Raw genomic sequence first — 15,368 nt, 5'->3', positions numbered from 1 at the left:
GTGCTGTTCGTGGACCACCAGCCGCAGATGTTCTTCGGCACCGGCAGCGGCGACCGCACCGCGATCATCAACTCGACCGTGGGCCTGGCGAAGGCCGCCAAGGTCTTCGACGTGCCGGTCGTGCTGAGCACCGTGGCTGCCGAGTCCTTCTCCGGCCCGCTCATGCCGCAGCTCGCCGATGTCTTCCCCGACCAGAAGATCATCGACCGCACCACGATGAACGCCTGGGAGGACGTCGCCTTCGTCGAGGCCGTCAAGGCGACCGGCCGCAAGAAGCTCGTCATCGCCGGACTGTGGACCGAGGTCTGCGTCGTGCTGCCCGCGCTGTCCGCCATCTCCCAGGGCTACGAGGTGTACGTCGTCACCGACGCGTCCGGCGGCGTCAGCCCGCAGGCCCACGAGCACGCCGTGCAGCGCATGGTCCAGGGCGGCGCGATCCCGGTGACCTGGGTGCAGGTGCTGCTGGAGCTCCAGCGTGACTGGGCGCGGACGGAGACGTACGTCCCTGTCACGGAGGTGGTGAAGGAGCACGGCGGGGCGTACGGCCTCGGGCTCGTCTACGCCCAGGCCGTCATCGGCGCCCACGCAGCCGGCTGACCTCTCCAAACGGTCATCAACGCAACATCAGGAACAGGCAGGAACGCACGAATGGACACCGGACTGTTGGTCCTCGGGCTGGTGGCGGGTCTCCTCATCGCCGGGCACGGAGTGCAGAAGGTCAGCTTCCGACTGGGCGGCAACGGCTTGGCAGGTGGTACCGAGGAGTTCCAGCACGACGGCTTCCGCGGCGGTCGGCTCACTGCGCTCGCCGCGGGCGGGGCAGCCAGATCGGCGCCGGCCTGTTCCTGACGGCCGGACTACTCATTCCCATGGCGGCGATGGCCGCCATGGGAATGATGACGGTCGCCGGCACCGTCAAATGGCACAACGGGCTCTGGGTACAGAACGACGGCTACGAATACCCGATGGTCATCGTCGCCGCGGTGCTGGCCCTGACCGGTCCAGGCCGCTGGTCGGCCGACCAGGTTCTCGGGCTGACCCCCTGGCCGCTGTGGACATGCCTCGCGGCCATCGTCATCGGCCCGGCCAGCGGACTGCTCACCCGAGCGGTACTGCACCGCCCGCCCACGCCCGGCAAGAGGACTCCACATGCGCAAGCTGCTGACTGACGCGGCCCGCACACTGGCCCTGCCCAAGGGAGACCGGCACGGCCCGCTGCCGCCGCTGATGCTGACACTGACCGTGGTGACCGGACTCGTCGACGCCGTGAGCTACCTGTCGCTCGGGCACGTCTTCGTCGCCAACATGACCGGCAACGTCGTCTTCCTCGGCTTCGCCCTGGCAGGCGCCGAGGGCCTGTCCGCGCTGCGTCCATCGTATCGATGGCCGCGTTCCTCGCCGGCGCGCTGGCAGGAGGCCGCTTCGGCACCCGATTCGCGGCTCACCGCGGGCGGCTGCTGACCATCGCCACGGCGCTTGAGGCGGTGCTCGTGGCCGCCGCCGTCATTACGACCGCGGCCTCACACGGCAAGGTGAACACCACGGTCCAGTACACCCTGATCGTGCTCCTCGGCCTCGCCATGGGACTGCAGAACGCCACCGCCCGGCGCCTCGGCGTCCCCGACTTCACCACGACCGTGCTGACCCTCACCCTGACGGGACTGGCCGCCGACTCCACCCCAGCCTGCGGAGCAGCACCCCGACCCGGCCGACGGATCCTCTCCGTCCTGACCATGTTCCTCGGAGCCCTCGCCGGCGCCGCACTCCTGCTGCACACCCAACTCGCCCTCACCCTCACCCTGGGCCTGGCGCTGATACTGCTCGCGGTGACCTCCGCAACCACCCATCACCTCTCCAACTCCGGCGCCGCCTGGATCAGGCCGCTGTCGTGAACGCGGCGTCGGCCCCTCATCCGAATCGCGGGTGAGGGGCCGACGCCTCCCACCGTCCGCGAGGCCGCGCACCCCGGCCGACGGTGTCCCGCCACTCGCTGGGGGACATGCCGTAGGCGGCCCGCAACATCCGGCTGAGGTCCATGGCGCTCAGGAGACCCCAACGACTCGCGAACGCGATGATGGTCCGCGGACTTTGACAGGGTCGGACTCCTCGGTCGCGACCTGAAGCGATCCCAGTCGCTCCGCCCCGAGGAAGCCCCGCCCGGGCCCCTGGGTCCTCCCGGACGACCGGCTCAAGATCGACGTAGGCCTCGACAGGGCCTGTTTCCAGGTCGACATCTTGTCCGCGGGCCCGGCTGTGTCCGTGGACCGGACCATGCTGGCCTCGTCCGTGTTCAGCAGCAACATTTGTCGATGCGTCTCGGCAGCAGTTGACGATCAACGGATGCGTGCATGTTCACCGAGAAATGACGGCAGTGCGGTGAGCAAGCACGTCGGGTCCGGCGACGTGCTTCGGTGCGTGACATGCGAAGAACAGAGCGACCTGGTCATGGAATTGCTGGAGGCGGACCCTCGGTTCGCTGACGTGAGGCCGCAGCCTCCGGACCTGACCGATCACCCCGGCAGGCATCCATGGTGACCATGGCGCTCACGTCTGTTGGTGGACAGCGAGAACTCCCCGCTTATGCCTGTCTCGACAGACAGCAACAGTCACCGCGACTCGCCACTCGTGGACGCTGTGTATACGCGGAGCAACCAGCCGTGTCGAAGGGAACGGAACCGCACCGCCCACGGCACGGATCAGCGCGCCAGGCGGTATGCCTCGAGACCTGCGGCGAGGTCCTCGGGGCGCGCGAGCATGGGGAAATGACCACCGTCCATCTCGTCGGGGATGATCCCCAGTCGGTCACGGACGACTCGGCGCATGAACCCGACGGAGAGAAGGCGTCGTCACGGCACAGCAGAAATCGGGTCGGTACCTCTGGCCAGGCCCGCAAAGGCCACGGCTGGGCGGAGGGAGTGTCGGGCTGCTTGCGCCACCGGGCGGTCACCTCATCGGCCGGATCGGCGGGAAGGCCACGGAGTAAGGGGTCCGTGGTGGTCTTCGAATTCCGTGCTGTTTTGCTGGGCTTGGTCGCGTCGTGCCTGGTCGTGGCCAGTGGCCGCCCACCAGTCGACTGGCCGTTCCCCAGGGGTCGGGATCATCGCGGTCAGCGTCACGGGCAGGCCCACCGGCATTCGGTCGCAGACCAGCGGCGCGGTGAAGCCGCCGAAGAAGTGGTCCGCCAAAACGAGGTCTGTACCATCCTCGATGGCGTCAACGACCACCGGCGTGGGTGCCGCAGAGCCGGTGGGTGAGCACGGCGTGACGGCTGTGCGCCCCGTTCAGGACGGCGGCCGCGACTGCGGACCCCACCATGGGGGCAAGCAGATAGATCCACAGGAAACCAAGCCGCCCCGAGACAACGGCCGGCCCAAACTGGCGTGCCGGGTTTACCGAGCCTCCAGTGGTGGTGCCCAGCAGGGCGATCGCCGCGCAGATCAGGAAGCCGACCAGCCAGGGAACCAAGGGCGCCAGTTTCGGGGACTGCAGGAAGAACCCGACGAGGTAGACGATGACCCCCATGCTGACGGCCTCGGCCACGAACAGCCCGCCAGCGGACCAGCCGGGGCCGGGCTGCAACGCGGCGTACATCACCGGCGGGTTACCGACCGCCGGACCCCACAGCGCGCGGGCCGCGAAGACCCCAAGCACGGACCCGACGAGCTGAGCCGCGATGTACGGAAGGACCGACGCAGCCGGGAAGACTCCGAGGCGCCACATGGCCAGGGAGACCGCTGGGTTGATGTGCCCTCCCGAGATCCGGCCCGGTCGACTGCGGATGAGCCCTACGAGAAGCAGGCCCACACAGAGACCGATTACCAGCAGTTTCAGGTGGATCTGCGGGATCGCGTCGGAGATCCGAGAGGGCCCCGCGACCCAGCGCACGATGGTGACCACGCCAAAGAGCAGCACCAACGCCAGGAGGCATTCAAGGGCGCCGTGTCCTGCGATCACTGCCGGAGCGGGCGCGGCTCCGGTCCGGTTGGGTGTCGCCCGTCGGCTGGGTGGTGTGGCGGCTTCGGTCATGGGTCTCGAACCCTTCCTGCGCGTGATATGGAGGCGGGATGGAGCTGTGCACGTCCGGTGCCAGGTACGTGCCCGGCACCGCGGCCGCAGAGGCTTGGCGCCATTGCCCGGGAAGGCCGGGCGTCGATCACCGCGGTGACCAGAGCGGCCAAGCCTGACGTGGGGCCGGCCTGTGCCAACTGCCGGCGATGCGGTCGACCGGCATGGCGTTGATCGTTTGAGGCTCCCTGACAACAGGGACGGAGCTGCTGCTCCGGGTTGGCCCCATCGGCCTTGCAGGCGGATGTACGGTCGTTGAGGCATGCGCAGCACAGGGGTGATCTCAGCACGATAGGGCGGCCGTCCGGCCGCCTGTTGTCCTCCAGCGCACCGGCTCTTGCCTGGTGGCGCGACGCGCGGACACGCCCCGGTGTGCTGTCGTACAACGTCGTTTGCGCTCATCGACATGGCGGAGTCGACGCTGACTTCGTCCGCCTGGGTCTGCCAGTCGGGAGACGATCCGGGCCCACGTGCCGTCCCGCTGCCGAGGGCGGCACAGGTCGTAGACCCGTTTCCGCGGGCCGTACAGCTCAGGCACGTCCCGTCACGAGGCGCCGGTCCGGGCCCGCCACGCGATGCCGTCGATCAGACGCCGCCGACTCACGACCAAGAGCAACTTCCCGCAACAGAGACCCTATCCCCGAACGCTCAGTGATTGGTGGGAACTTGGCTGCAGCCGCAGTGTGCGGGTGGGGGTGAAGGGAATCAGATCGTGGTGCCGGTCCGGCAGGGCGATCACCAGCGCGCTGTCCGGCAGGGCGCGGCGGACACCCGTCAGCATCCGCACCGCCGTATGGTCGTCGAGGCCGGTCGTCGGTTCGTCGAGCAGGAGGATCGCGGGCGCCCGCAGGACCGCTCTCGCGATCACCAGGCGGCGTCGCTGGCCCTGTGAGAGTGCACTGCCCAGCGGGCCCGTCGGGGTGTGAAGGGGGAGCTGCTCCAGGGCGGCGGCCGCCAGCGCGGCCCGGAGTGTGTCGTCGTCCGCGCTTGGGGCCGCCTGCCGTAGGTTCTCGGCGACGGTCGCGTCGGCGATCCAGTCTTCCGCCTCGACGAGGGTGAGCGTATCGGCGATCGTACGGGCGGTCAGGGACTCGACGGGCGCGCCGTCGAGCAGTACCGACCCGGGGGCGGCGGGGGGTGATTCGTCCCGCCAGAGTCTCCAGCAGGGTGCTTTTGCCGCTGCCGTTGGGCCCGGTGACCAGGAAGACGCTGTGTGGCTCGATCACCGCGGACCACCGGGTGCGGTCGTCGCCGACACCCACGGGCACCCGGCGGACCACCAGGGCCGTTTTCGGCCCGGCGAGCGGCGGCATCGTAGGGGATGCGGTCCCCAGCCTCTCCGGGAGCGCGCGGTTCGCCAGATCCGTCAGCCGCCCAGCGGCGTCGGCGGCCAGGCCGTGATCGCGGAGCACCTGGGGGAGCGTCTCCATGAGCTCGTAGGCGGCCGCGACCAGCAGCACCTCGCCGATGGCATCGGCGGCTGGCTGGGCGAACACCGGACCGGACAGCGCCAGGAGCAGCACCGCCGTCTGGCCGGCCACGGCCAGCAGCCGCAGCAGCAGCCGGGCCCGGCGCATCGCCGACGCGGCCGCGGTCTCGGCTTGCCGGGCTCTGCCGACTGCCTGCGCGACCTGGTCGCGGACCAGGTCGACCGCGTCCAGGCAGCGGAGTTCGGGGAGCGCGGAACGGGCGCTGAGCAACGCAGTGCGTGCGGCGGCGCGGGCCTCTGCGGCCGCCTGCTGATGGCCACGGATCCGCCGCTCGGCGGCCACCGCTGTGGCCGCCGAGACCGCGAGCAGCAGCAGTTCGGCCGTGCCTGCCGGCGGACTCGCCATCAGGAGCAGAGCGACGATGACAGTGGCGGTCAGACCGATCCCGGCCAGCGGTGGGATGACCTGGCCGGCTATACCGCCTACGGCGCTGACGTCGCTGGTGAGCCGGGTCATCAGGGCGCCGTCACGTTGGTTCCGCAGTTCGCGTGCCGGCATGGTGGTCGCGGCGCGGACCAGCCGTGAGCGCAGCGAGACGGTCGCGCGGAGCAGAGCGCCATGGCTGACCAGGCGCTCCCAGTAGCGCAGACCGGTGCGGCCCAGGGCGAGAGCGCGGACCGTGCCTGAGGGGTACATCCACGACCAGGCGGTGTTCGCCTGTGCGGTGACCACCGCGCAGGAGGTCAGGAACCAACCCGACACCCCCAGCAGACCGGCGGCGCAGAGTTCGGCGGTCGCGGCGAGCACCGCTGCGAACAGCAGGTCGCGGCGTGCCCGTTGGTCCGCCGCCGTCCACAGCAGCCTGAATGCGGTCACAGTGTCTCCCTGATCCGGGACACCCGGCCCTGGCTCAACTGCACGACGTCGTCGGCGATTTCGAGCAGTGCCGGGCTATGTGTCGTGAGCAGCACGGTGTGGCTGCGCGCAAGCGTCTGAATGGCGCCGATGACGCGGGCCTCGCCGTCCGGGTCCAGATGGGCGGTGGGTTCGTCCAGGCACAGCAGTGGCGTGTCGCGGAGCAGTGCCCGGACCAGTACCAGTTGCTGCATCTGCCCGGAGGACAGCCCCCAGCCGCGTTCCCCGACCCGGGTCGCCAGGCCCTGGGGGAGTGCGGCCAGCAGATCCTCGAAACCCAGTGCCGCGACCGCCGCGGTCAGTTGCTCGTCGTCGGCGTCGCGCCGGGCCATCAGCAGGTTGTCGCGCAGCGTGCCCGGGAGGAGGTAGGAGGGCTGGCCGCCCCACGCCGTCATGGCAGGCGAGGCGGCCCGGGTCGCGGAACCGGTGGTGTGCAGGCACCACCCGCGGTCCGGGCCGCGCAGGCCTGCTGCCACCGAGAGCAGGGTGGTCTTGCCGGCGCCACTGGGCCCGCTGATGGCCACGATCGAACCCGGCCGCACGGTCAGGGTGACGTCGTCCAGGGCCGCGTCGTCGCGACCCGGGTACTGGACCCCCACCTCCTCCAGGATCACACCGGCCGGGCTCGGCCGGCTCGCACCGCGCACGGCGGGCACTCGCGTCCGGGGACCGCCGGCCGGTGCGACGGGAGCCGTGTCGATGATCTCCGCTATCAGCTCGGCCGCCGCGGCGGCCTCGGCACGGGCGTGGTAGCCGCGGGCGAGTTCCCGGGCGGGGGCGAAGTACACCGGGGTCAGGACGAGCACGAACAGCGCGGTGCCCAGACTCATGGTGGACGGGACCACCGGCAGGTCGAGATAGCCGAGCAGGGCGAGCCCGCAATACGTGGCGACTGCAGCCATGGCCACAGTGATGAGGAGCTCGATCCAGGCGGTCGAAAGGAAGGCCACCCGCAGCACGGTGCGGGTGCGCTCGGCCAGTTCCCTGTCGGCTGCCTCGGTTGCGCGCACAGCTTCCTCACCGGCCCCGAGGCCGACGAGCGTGGGCAGTCCGCGCAGCTGATCCAAGAGATGGGTACTCAGCTTCCGGGTGGCGGTGAGCTGGGCGTGCACTGCGGCTCTGGTACCCATGCCGATCACCTTCAGGTTGAACGGCAGCAGCGGGGTCGCCAGCACCAGCATCAGCGCGACGGCCCAACTGCCCACCAGCACGGTGGCCAGCACGATGCCGCTGCCCAGCAGCATCGCCCGCCGTGCGGGGACGTACGTCGTCAGCCACTGCGTCAGTCGGCCCACCTCGCTGTCGAGCGCCTCAGCAAGAGCGGCATCGGACGCCTTCTCGAAGGGCCTGGCCGTCGTCGGGAGTGCGGCCAGGAGCAGGCGGGCGCGCAGGTGGTCCTGGACGGCGGCGGCCCCGCCGTCGGCGACCCGGTCGGCCGCCGCGAGCAGGACTGCGCGTAGCAGCAGCCCGGCGGCGACCAGAGCCGCACCGGAGAGCACCGGAGCCAGGGCCACACCCCCATACGGGGAGCGCAGTGCGGCCTGGGCCGCCCGGCCCAGCCCCGCGGCCCACAGGACATGGCCCACGGCCGCCAGTCCCCGCAGAGTGCCGGCTTGCCGGAACGCGGGTTCGCCGACCGCCGCCCATGTGGTGAGGAGCCCGGCTGTCCGCTGCTGACCTTCGTCCTCCCGGCCGAGCCGGGCGAGCTGGTCGGGGATGTCGTTCACTTTTCGGCTGCCCCGAGGTTGAATTCGCCGGCGGCCGCGGAGCGGCGGTCAGACCGGATCCACACGGCGAGTGCGGTCACGCAGCACACCGCGACCCCAGCCGGGCCGACCCACACCCTCACGCCACCGAAGACGTCCTGCGAGAGGGCGGCTACCGCGACGGCCAGGAGCGTCAGGGGCACGCGCCGGGTGACAACGGCCGCCCATCGACCGTCGCCCGCGGCTCGCGACACCGCCGCGGGCCGCTTGGTGGCAACGGTGGTGTCGGACGGGCCGGTCGCGTCGGTGTGGGCCGGTGTCTGGGCGAACTTCCCGCGGAAGACCCACCACGCGTAGATGTTGTAGGCCAGGACGACCGGCACGCACCCGCCCACCCCGATGAGCAGGAACAGCTGCGACCCGTACGGGCTGGCCGCGGCGTGCACGGTCAGGTCGGGAGGGACGACGACGGGCGCGGTGGCGGCGACGAGCGCGAGCAGGCCCGCGGCCTCCGCACCGGCCACGGCGGCGAACGGACGCCAGTCCGGTCGGCGGCCGAAGCCGTACCAGGCGATCGCCCCGCAGAGCACGGCCACCGCCACAGCGAGGCCGAACAGGGCCGCGCGGAGCGGCTGGTCGAAGCGCAGGTGCTGCGGGTCGGCGAGCCGGAGTCCGAATCCCAGGACGACGGAGGCCGCCGCGACCGCCAGGAGCAGCGGTCGACCCAGTCGGCCCGCCCAATCGTGGGCGGTCCCTGCAGTCTTGTTCTGCAGCCATGCGGCACCTGCCAGCAGGTGGACGGCCGCGAGCCCCAGGGCGCACAGCACGCTGTAGGGCGTCAGCCAGTCCCAGGTGCCGCCGGTGAACACCCCGCCGTGGTAGGGGAGTCCGGACAGGACGGCCCCCGCTACGAGACCTTGGCACAGAGTGGCCACCAGCGATGAGAGCCCGAAGACGAGGCCCCAACCGCGCCGGTAACCGGGGGCGGCGCTCTGCAGCTCGATGGCCGTGCCGCGCAGCACGATGGCGAGCAGCATGACTATGAGCGGCAGGTAGACGCCGGGCAGCACGGTGGCGTAGACACCGGGCAGGCCCGCCCACAGCGCCACGCCCGCCAGGATGATCCAGCTCTCGTTGGCGTCCCAGGCGGTTGCGATCAGCTCGTTGTACTCCTTGCGCCGCTGGTCGCTGCGGTCGAACAGGCTCAGGATGCCGATGCCCAGGTCGTAGCCGTCGAGCAGCAGATAGGCGCCGAGTGCGAGCAGAACCAAGGCGTATGACGCGTACTCAAGCATGGCTGACCTCCGGGGGGTGAACGGTGGCGCCGTCGTCGGTCACCAGGTGCTCGGGGCCGGTCCGCACCGTGCGGACGATGTAGCGGATCCACAGCCCGAGCAGCAGCGCGTAGACGGCGACGAAGCCGGTGAGGCTGGCGATCGCCGCGCCGAGGGAGAGGGGGGAGACGGCGTCACTGGTGCGGATCAGGCCGTAGACGACCCAGGGCTGCCGACCGGTCTCCGCGGTGATCCAGCCACCGCTGATGGCAACCACACCGGCGGGGGCCATCCAGACCATCAGCCGGTGGAACCGCCGGGCCGTGTACAGCCTGCCACGCAGCCGCAACACCACTCCGGCGAAGGCCATGCCGAACATCACCAGAGCGGTGAAGTACATCGCCCGGAAGCCATAGAAAGTGGCCCACATATTGGGGCGTTCGTCCTTCGGTGTCTGCAGCAGCCCGGGGACGTTCGCCTCTCCGGACAGGTCCTTGCCGATGACGGCACCCAGGTGCGGTATCGAGACCTGGAAGTCGTTCTCACCCTTGTCGGTGTCGGGCACCACGAGCAGGTTGTAGCCGTTGTTGTCGGTCTTCCAGTTGCCCTCGAAGGCCTGCAGTTTCGCCGGCTGGTGTGCACCCATGAACACGGCCGTGGCGTCTCCCACGTACAGCTGCACGGGCATCAGGATGGCCAGCACCCCCAGGGCGATGGACAGGGTGCGGCGTGCGAAGGGCAGCGCACGCTGCTTGACCAGGTACCAGGCGGCGATCCCGCCGATGAACCAACTGGCGCTGATCAGCACCGCGAGCAGGATGTGCGGGTACCGGTAGGAGAACGCCGGGTTGAGCAGCACGTGCCACCAGTCGTTCGCCCGGAACTGGCCGTCGACCTCGGTGAACCCCACGGGGTCCTGCATCCAGCTGTTGGCGGACAGGATCCAGGTCGTGGACAGCAGGGTGCCGACGACGAGCATCCAGCAGGCGAACGCCATGGTCCGGGGACGCACCCGGCCCTCGCCGTACAGCATGATGCCGATGAATCCGGCCTCCAGGAAGAAGGCCGTAATGACCTCCATTCCGATCGTGACACCGAGGATCGGACCGACTGCATGGGCGTATCTCCCCCAGTTGAGACCGAACTCGAATGTCATGACGGTTCCGGCGACCACGCCCAGACCGAATCCGACCGCGAATATCTTCTTCCAGAAACGGAATATCTGAAGGTACAGCGGATTCCCTGTCCTGAGGTAGACCGTGTACATCACGGCCAAGAAGACGGAGAGTCCGACGGTCAGTGCGGGAAAGCTCATGTGAAAGACGGCTGTGATGGCGAACTGCCATCGAGAGATGTCCACCACTGCGGGCGAGGCCACGGTGTCTCCTCTTGGTCGAATTCGGTCGGTCCGGCAGCCATGGCGGAGGAGCCCGTGGATGGGCGCCCTTGGCCCGGCCGCGTGGCCGGAGGGGCCTCTCAACGCTGACGGCCTCGAGGATGAGGTCCGCGACAGCCTCCGGCTGTGACATCACGACGGTGTGTGTGAGGGTCCTTGGGCGTGGACGACGACGGCGCTCTTCCGCTTGTAGCGTGCGGCGATGGCCGGGACGCCGGCCGGGCGGAGCTTGACGGAGCTTGTTGGCTACGCCTCGCCCGCAGGACGTCGGGCCGAAACGTCGGCCACGAATTCCGGGACGGTCTCGGAACCCCCCGACTCCTGAGGCCACCGTAGGGCCGGCCGGTGGGCACCCCTTGCCTCTGGGCGCATCATTCTTGTCCCCGCAGCGCAATGTGCGGGAATGCAGTGCGGCCGCAGTTCACTTCCGGACCGAAAGCAGTGCCGGGCAAGAGAGGTGCCCCAGGGCGCCTTTACGTCCTCCCAGGCGGCCGATGGGCCTGGTCCCGGAACACCGTCGTGCACTGCGCTCAGGGGCCACAGGCGGTGCGCTCAGGGTCAACCGGCTTCCGCCGATCGCCCCTACGGTAGCCGTCGGCTTTGCCCGCACGGCGCCTGGGACATTGCCGGATGCAAGGCGTCGCGTCCAGATTCCGGCATGGACCAGTATGAGCGCGATACCGTCACCGAAAGACCACCGCCCGGCGCCGGAATCTGCCTGGGCCCCGTTCGCGGCGCGCGTCTTCCGCGCGCTGTGGATCGCGCAACTGGTCTCCAACATCGGCAGTTGGATGCAGACAGTGGGCGCACAGTGGCTGCTGGTCGGGCACAGCGCCGCATTGGTGACGCTCGTGCAGACCGCCTCCAGTCTCCCCGTCGTGCTGCTGGCCCTGCCCTCGGGCGTGCTGGCGGACCGATACGACCGCCGTAGGGTGCTGCTGGCCGCGCAGTTCGCCATGCTCGCCGTCTCCACCGTGCTTGCCGTGCTGGCATTCGCGGACGCGCTCACCCCGGAGCTCCTGCTCAGCCTCACCTTTCTGCTGGGATGTGGCACCGCTCTGATGGGCCCGGCCTGGCAGGCGATCCAGCCGGAACTCGTGGAGCGCAGCCAGTTGGGACAGGCGGCCGCGCTCGGCGCCGTGAACATGAACCTGGCCCGCGCCCTCGGCCCGGCACTTGGCGGAGCGGTGGTCGCGGCAGCGGGCGCGGGCTGGGTCTTCGCCTTCAACGCCGCGTCGTACCTCGGCATCGCGGCCGTTCTCACGTTCTGGCGACGGCCCCCGACCCAGGCGCCCACGGCTCATGGCGAGAAGCTCCTGACGGCTCTGCACGCCGGCCGCCGCTACGTGTGGTACGCACCCGGCGTCCGTCGACTCCTGCTGCGGACGGTGCTGTTCATCCCCGGCGGCGCCGCGCTGTGGTCGCTGCTTCCCTTGGTCGCGAGCCGTTCCCTGGGTCTGGGCTCGGGAGGGTACGGGATGCTGCTCGGCGCGGTCGGTGTCGGTGCCGTGGGCGGGGCGTTGGTGCTGCCCGCCGTGCGCCGCGCTCTCGGCGCCAACGGCACTCTCGCCGCAGGCGCAGTCGTCTTCGCCGGAGTGCTGGCGGTGCTGGCCACGGTGCGGACCCCCTGGCTCGCGGTGGTCGTGCTGCTGCCAGCCGGCCTGGCCTGGATCGGTGTGCTGTCGACCCTCAGCGCGGCCCTCCAGACGAGGTTGCCCGGCTGGGTCAGGGCCCGGGGACTCGCCGTCTATCTCCTGGTCTTCCAGGGCGGGCAGGCGCTGGCGGCACCCGTGTGGGGTGCGCTGGCCGACGGGCTGGGGCTGACCGTTTCCCTCCTGGCCGGAAGCGGTCTGCTGCTGTTCGGCGCGGCGAGTCTGCGCCGCTGGCCGCTGCACGGCATGGACGGCATCGACCCGTCCCCGTCCGATCATTGGCCCGCTCCGCCCTTGGTGTTCGAGCCCGGACCGGCCGACGGCCCCGTGCTGGTCTCCGTCACGTACCGGGTCGACCCTGGGAACAGGGCCGCCTTCACCGACTGCATGGACCATGTGGCCCGTTCACGTCGGCGCACGGGAGCCCTCACCTGGGGGCTCTACCAGGATGGCAACGATCCGGAGCGGTTCATCGAGAACTATCTGGTCGCCTCATGGTCAGAGCATCTCGCCCAGCACCACAGCCGGCTCACGACCACCGACCGCCGTGATGAGGAGCTGGCCCGCCGCCTGCTCGTTGAGGGCACCGCACCGGAGGTGACGCATGCCTTCGACGCCGCCGCGGGTCCCGTGGTGCCTGAGACGGAGGAGATGGTCGAGGCGATGAGCACGTTGGGGTGCCGACACTCACCGGAGGACCGGCCGGGGACGGGATCGACCGGGTCCGACGACGCCAAGGCCTGCCACTCGCCGGGCGACATGCCATAGGCTTGCCCGGCATTCCGCCCGGTCGAGTGCGTCTCAGTCCCGCCTGCCTGTGAGCTCGGTGAGGGCACGGTCCATGTCGATGTGAAGACTCTCCGTTCCCGGGGGCACGAGTGAGTTCGTCCGCCGCAGGAACGCGGCGACCGCTGACGCCGCGATGTCGACCAGCGCCGCGCCGGCGGCGGATCTCAGGACGATGCGCACCGAGTCCGGATAGCAACAGTGCCGAGGGATCACCAGCACGTCCCCGGTACCTGTGGGCCGGCGCAGGCCCTCCGTGAGCAGCGAGCGGGCGAACACCCAGTCGACGGGTCTGGCCGCGGGCGCGCCGATGGAAAGTCGGACGGCGTAGGGATCGGTCATGTCGTAGTGCAGCTCCGCGGGCAGCGGGGCGGGCAGCTCGTCCGGGACGCTGACGTGCACTGTCACCATGCACATGACCGAGGGAAGAGGCCAGATCATTTCACCCTCAACAATGGCTGCAGGAGCGGACTTCCTTTGAATGACCGTAGAACCCCGCTGTGGCTGCATTTTGTCGAGGAATGCATGGAATGTGTGCCGAGAAAGAACCGGGCACCGATTTCAGGCATCGACGCGCTTCGTTGCTGACGGGGTGTACGGCGTCGAGTCTTGGGTGTCGCGCCATTCACGGGGGGACATTCCGTAGGCGGCCCGGAACACCCGACTGAAATGCGCGGCACTGGTGAAACCCCATCGGTGCGCCACCGCTGCGATCGTGGGGCTATTCGCGCGCGCGAGTTCGCGTCGGCACTCCTCCAGGCGGCGCCGCTGGATCCACCGGCCGACAGTGGCGTCTTCGCTCTCGAACAGCTGGTGCAGATAGCGCAGAGATATGTGGTGGGCTCGGGCGATCGCCTGCGGGGTCAGGTCGGGGTCCGCGAGGTGACGGACGATGAACGCCTGGATCCGCAGCAGCAGCGCCCGGTTCCCGCCGGGCGTGTCCGCGCTCGTCCGTCCGAGCCGCTCGTCGGTCAGCACGCCGAGCAAATCCACGACGTTACGGGCCATCAGCTCGCTGGTGCGTGACGGGTAGTTTCCCGCGTTGTCCACGAGCCCGGCAAGGAAGGGCGACAGCAGCCCACCCAGGGGCGTGTCAGGGCCGAGCGGGGAGGCCGTCACGTGAACCACATCGGACTCGCTCAGGCCCAGAACATCTCTCGGCACGCGGAGGGACTTCGTCCGAAACGACTGGGAAAGGTTCAGCCGGACGGGGCGCGCCATGTCGTAGATGAAGATGTCCCCCGGCCCAAGGAGAGCTTCACGGCCGTCCTGTTCCAGCCGGGCGGCCCCTCTGTCCAACAGTTTGACGACCACGTACTCGTCTGCGTTGCTCTGCGCGACGAGTCGGCGAGTTCGCAGGGCGGAAAGGCAGTCGCCGTCCACGGTGACGGCCTGGAGCCGGCCGAGCGGTGTCGTACGGATCGTGCCCGAGTACACCTCGTCGGGGACGGTCATGTCCACGGCGCCGAACGTCCGGGACAGTGCTTCGCGCCAGTGCGCCCGTCTGTGGTGGACGGGCAGCGATTCGGTGGTGTAGAGGGTGCCCGGGAGCTGTCCGGGCTCCGGTCTTGAGGAATCCGGGGACATGATCTCCGTCCTTCAGTCGGTGTGCTTTTCTGAACACCGTGCCAGCGGGCCTGGTCAACACATCGCGATGTGGGGAGGCCGCGGTCGGCCCAGCTTGTTCTTGGCTAGGCCACGATGCGGTGCGTGGGGCCTTCGCAACCGGGGAACCGGTCGGCTGGTTCACGCGGCGGCGCACGTCAACTCGTCGCGTGCACCACGTCATAGATGAGGTTCGCCACTGCAGTCGGCTGCGAGACGGGGACCGCGTGGGAAGCGCCTTCCAGCTCCACGGTCGTCGCTCCGGCCCGCCGCGCGCCGAAGCGTTCCACCTCCGGGTTGATCGCCTGATCCGCGCCGGCCACCAGGGCCCAGGACGGCTTCGTCTTCCACGCCGCCGCAGACGCCTTCTCGGTGAACGCCGAGGCAACCACCGGGCGTTGGGAAGCCCCCAGCACCGTGGCGATGGGCGGGGAGATGTCGGCAGCGAAGACCGAGGGAAACGCCTCCGGGATGATGCTGACCTCGGTGGCGGACGTCTCTCCATCGACCGGATAAGTCCACTGCTTCAGACTGCCGGC

General features: G+C 69.8%; 11 protein-coding genes and 4 pseudogenes. 4 read left to right on the top strand and 11 right to left on the bottom strand.

What is annotated here, in order from left to right; genetic code table 11:
* From ACTWQJ_RS28840 to ACTWQJ_RS28830, 3 genes and pseudogenes are all read left to right on the top strand, one after another.
* A partial coding sequence (locus ACTWQJ_RS28840) for a hydrolase (protein ID WP_443309465.1) occupies positions 1–597 on the top strand: 597 nt, incomplete at its 5' end.
* A 51-nt stretch (positions 598–648) separates the two neighbouring features.
* A pseudogene (locus ACTWQJ_RS28835) lies at positions 649–1,169 on the top strand (DoxX family protein).
* Positions 1,150–1,892: pseudogene (locus ACTWQJ_RS28830) on the top strand (YoaK family protein). Before ACTWQJ_RS28835 ends, ACTWQJ_RS28830 begins: the two co-directional pseudogenes overlap by 20 nt.
* 804 nt (positions 1,893–2,696) lie before the next feature.
* On the opposite strand, the gene ACTWQJ_RS28825 reads toward ACTWQJ_RS28830, so the two are convergent.
* From ACTWQJ_RS28825 to ACTWQJ_RS28790, 8 genes and pseudogenes are all read right to left on the bottom strand, one after another.
* Positions 2,697–2,822: a hypothetical protein gene (locus ACTWQJ_RS28825; protein ID WP_443309464.1), complete on the bottom strand. Its 126-nt coding sequence runs from the start codon at positions 2,820–2,822 to the stop codon at positions 2,697–2,699.
* Positions 2,823–3,213: 391 nt separating this feature from the next.
* Entirely contained in the window at positions 3,214–4,026 is an 813-nt protein-coding gene (locus tag ACTWQJ_RS28820; protein ID WP_443309463.1) for an MIP/aquaporin family protein, read from the bottom strand.
* A 673-nt stretch (positions 4,027–4,699) separates the two neighbouring features.
* Positions 4,700–4,933 (bottom strand): hypothetical protein, encoded by a 234-nt coding sequence (locus ACTWQJ_RS28815; protein ID WP_443309466.1) that lies wholly within the window; start codon positions 4,931–4,933, stop codon positions 4,700–4,702.
* Positions 4,934–5,137, bottom strand: a pseudogene (locus tag ACTWQJ_RS28810) (ABC transporter); the annotation flags it as partial. It abuts the gene before it with no gap.
* Positions 5,138–5,240: 103 nt separating this feature from the next.
* Positions 5,241–6,053, bottom strand: a pseudogene (locus ACTWQJ_RS28805) (ABC transporter); the annotation flags it as partial.
* 314 nt (positions 6,054–6,367) lie between these two features.
* Positions 6,368–8,137 carry an ABC transporter ATP-binding protein/permease gene (locus ACTWQJ_RS28800; RefSeq protein ID WP_443309462.1) on the bottom strand — a complete coding sequence of 590 codons (1,770 nt, stop codon included), beginning with the start codon at positions 8,135–8,137 and terminating at the stop codon, positions 6,368–6,370.
* Positions 8,134–9,411: a cytochrome d ubiquinol oxidase subunit II gene (locus ACTWQJ_RS28795; protein WP_443309461.1), complete on the bottom strand. Its 1,278-nt coding sequence runs from the start codon at positions 9,409–9,411 to the stop codon at positions 8,134–8,136. The genes ACTWQJ_RS28800 and ACTWQJ_RS28795 overlap by 4 nt, the downstream gene beginning before the upstream one ends.
* Positions 9,404–10,768 (bottom strand): cytochrome ubiquinol oxidase subunit I, encoded by a 1,365-nt coding sequence (locus tag ACTWQJ_RS28790; RefSeq protein ID WP_443309460.1) that lies wholly within the window; start codon positions 10,766–10,768, stop codon positions 9,404–9,406. Before ACTWQJ_RS28790 ends, ACTWQJ_RS28795 begins: the two co-directional genes overlap by 8 nt.
* Positions 10,769–11,454: 686 nt before the next feature.
* Here ACTWQJ_RS28790 and ACTWQJ_RS28785 point away from each other — a divergent pair.
* On the top strand, positions 11,455–13,206 hold the full coding sequence (locus tag ACTWQJ_RS28785; protein ID WP_443309459.1) for an MFS transporter: 1,752 nt from the start codon (positions 11,455–11,457) through the stop codon (positions 13,204–13,206).
* Between the two features lie 33 nt (positions 13,207–13,239).
* On the opposite strand, the gene ACTWQJ_RS28780 is transcribed toward ACTWQJ_RS28785, so the two are convergent.
* From ACTWQJ_RS28780 to ACTWQJ_RS28770, 3 genes are all read right to left on the bottom strand, one after another.
* Positions 13,240–13,635, bottom strand: coding sequence for an SsgA family sporulation/cell division regulator (locus ACTWQJ_RS28780; RefSeq protein WP_443309458.1), 396 nt, complete (start codon positions 13,633–13,635; stop codon positions 13,240–13,242).
* A 150-nt stretch (positions 13,636–13,785) separates the two neighbouring features.
* On the bottom strand, positions 13,786–14,811 hold the full coding sequence (locus ACTWQJ_RS28775; protein WP_443309457.1) for an AraC-like ligand-binding domain-containing protein: 1,026 nt from the start codon (positions 14,809–14,811) through the stop codon (positions 13,786–13,788).
* A gap of 176 nt (positions 14,812–14,987) precedes the next feature.
* Positions 14,988–15,368 (bottom strand): alpha/beta fold hydrolase (locus ACTWQJ_RS28770; RefSeq protein ID WP_443309456.1); only part of this gene is annotated, 381 nt, incomplete at its 5' end.

This window comes from Streptomyces sp. KR55, assembly GCF_052245645.1.
Classification (GTDB): Bacteria; Actinomycetota; Actinomycetes; order Streptomycetales; family Streptomycetaceae; genus Streptomyces; species Streptomyces flavusporus.
Note: the sequence above shows the minus strand (reverse complement) of the source record. Positions and strands in the feature narration are given on the sequence as shown.

Bases quoted from the DNA above. Each gene is read 5' to 3' on its own strand.
- ACTWQJ_RS28825 (WP_443309464.1), bottom strand. From the start codon at position 2,822: ATGCGCCGAGTCGTCCGTGACCGACTGGGGATCATCCCCGACGAGATG.
- ACTWQJ_RS28820 (WP_443309463.1), bottom strand. From the start codon at position 4,026: ATGACCGAAGCCGCCACACCACCCAGCCGACGGGCGACACCCAACCGG.
- ACTWQJ_RS28795 (WP_443309461.1), bottom strand. From the start codon at position 9,411: ATGCTTGAGTACGCGTCATACGCCTTGGTTCTGCTCGCACTCGGCGCC.
- ACTWQJ_RS28785 (WP_443309459.1), top strand. From the start codon at position 11,455: ATGAGCGCGATACCGTCACCGAAAGACCACCGCCCGGCGCCGGAATCT.
- ACTWQJ_RS28780 (WP_443309458.1), bottom strand. From the start codon at position 13,635: ATGGTGACAGTGCACGTCAGCGTCCCGGACGAGCTGCCCGCCCCGCTG.
- ACTWQJ_RS28775 (WP_443309457.1), bottom strand. From the start codon at position 14,811: ATGTCCCCGGATTCCTCAAGACCGGAGCCCGGACAGCTCCCGGGCACC.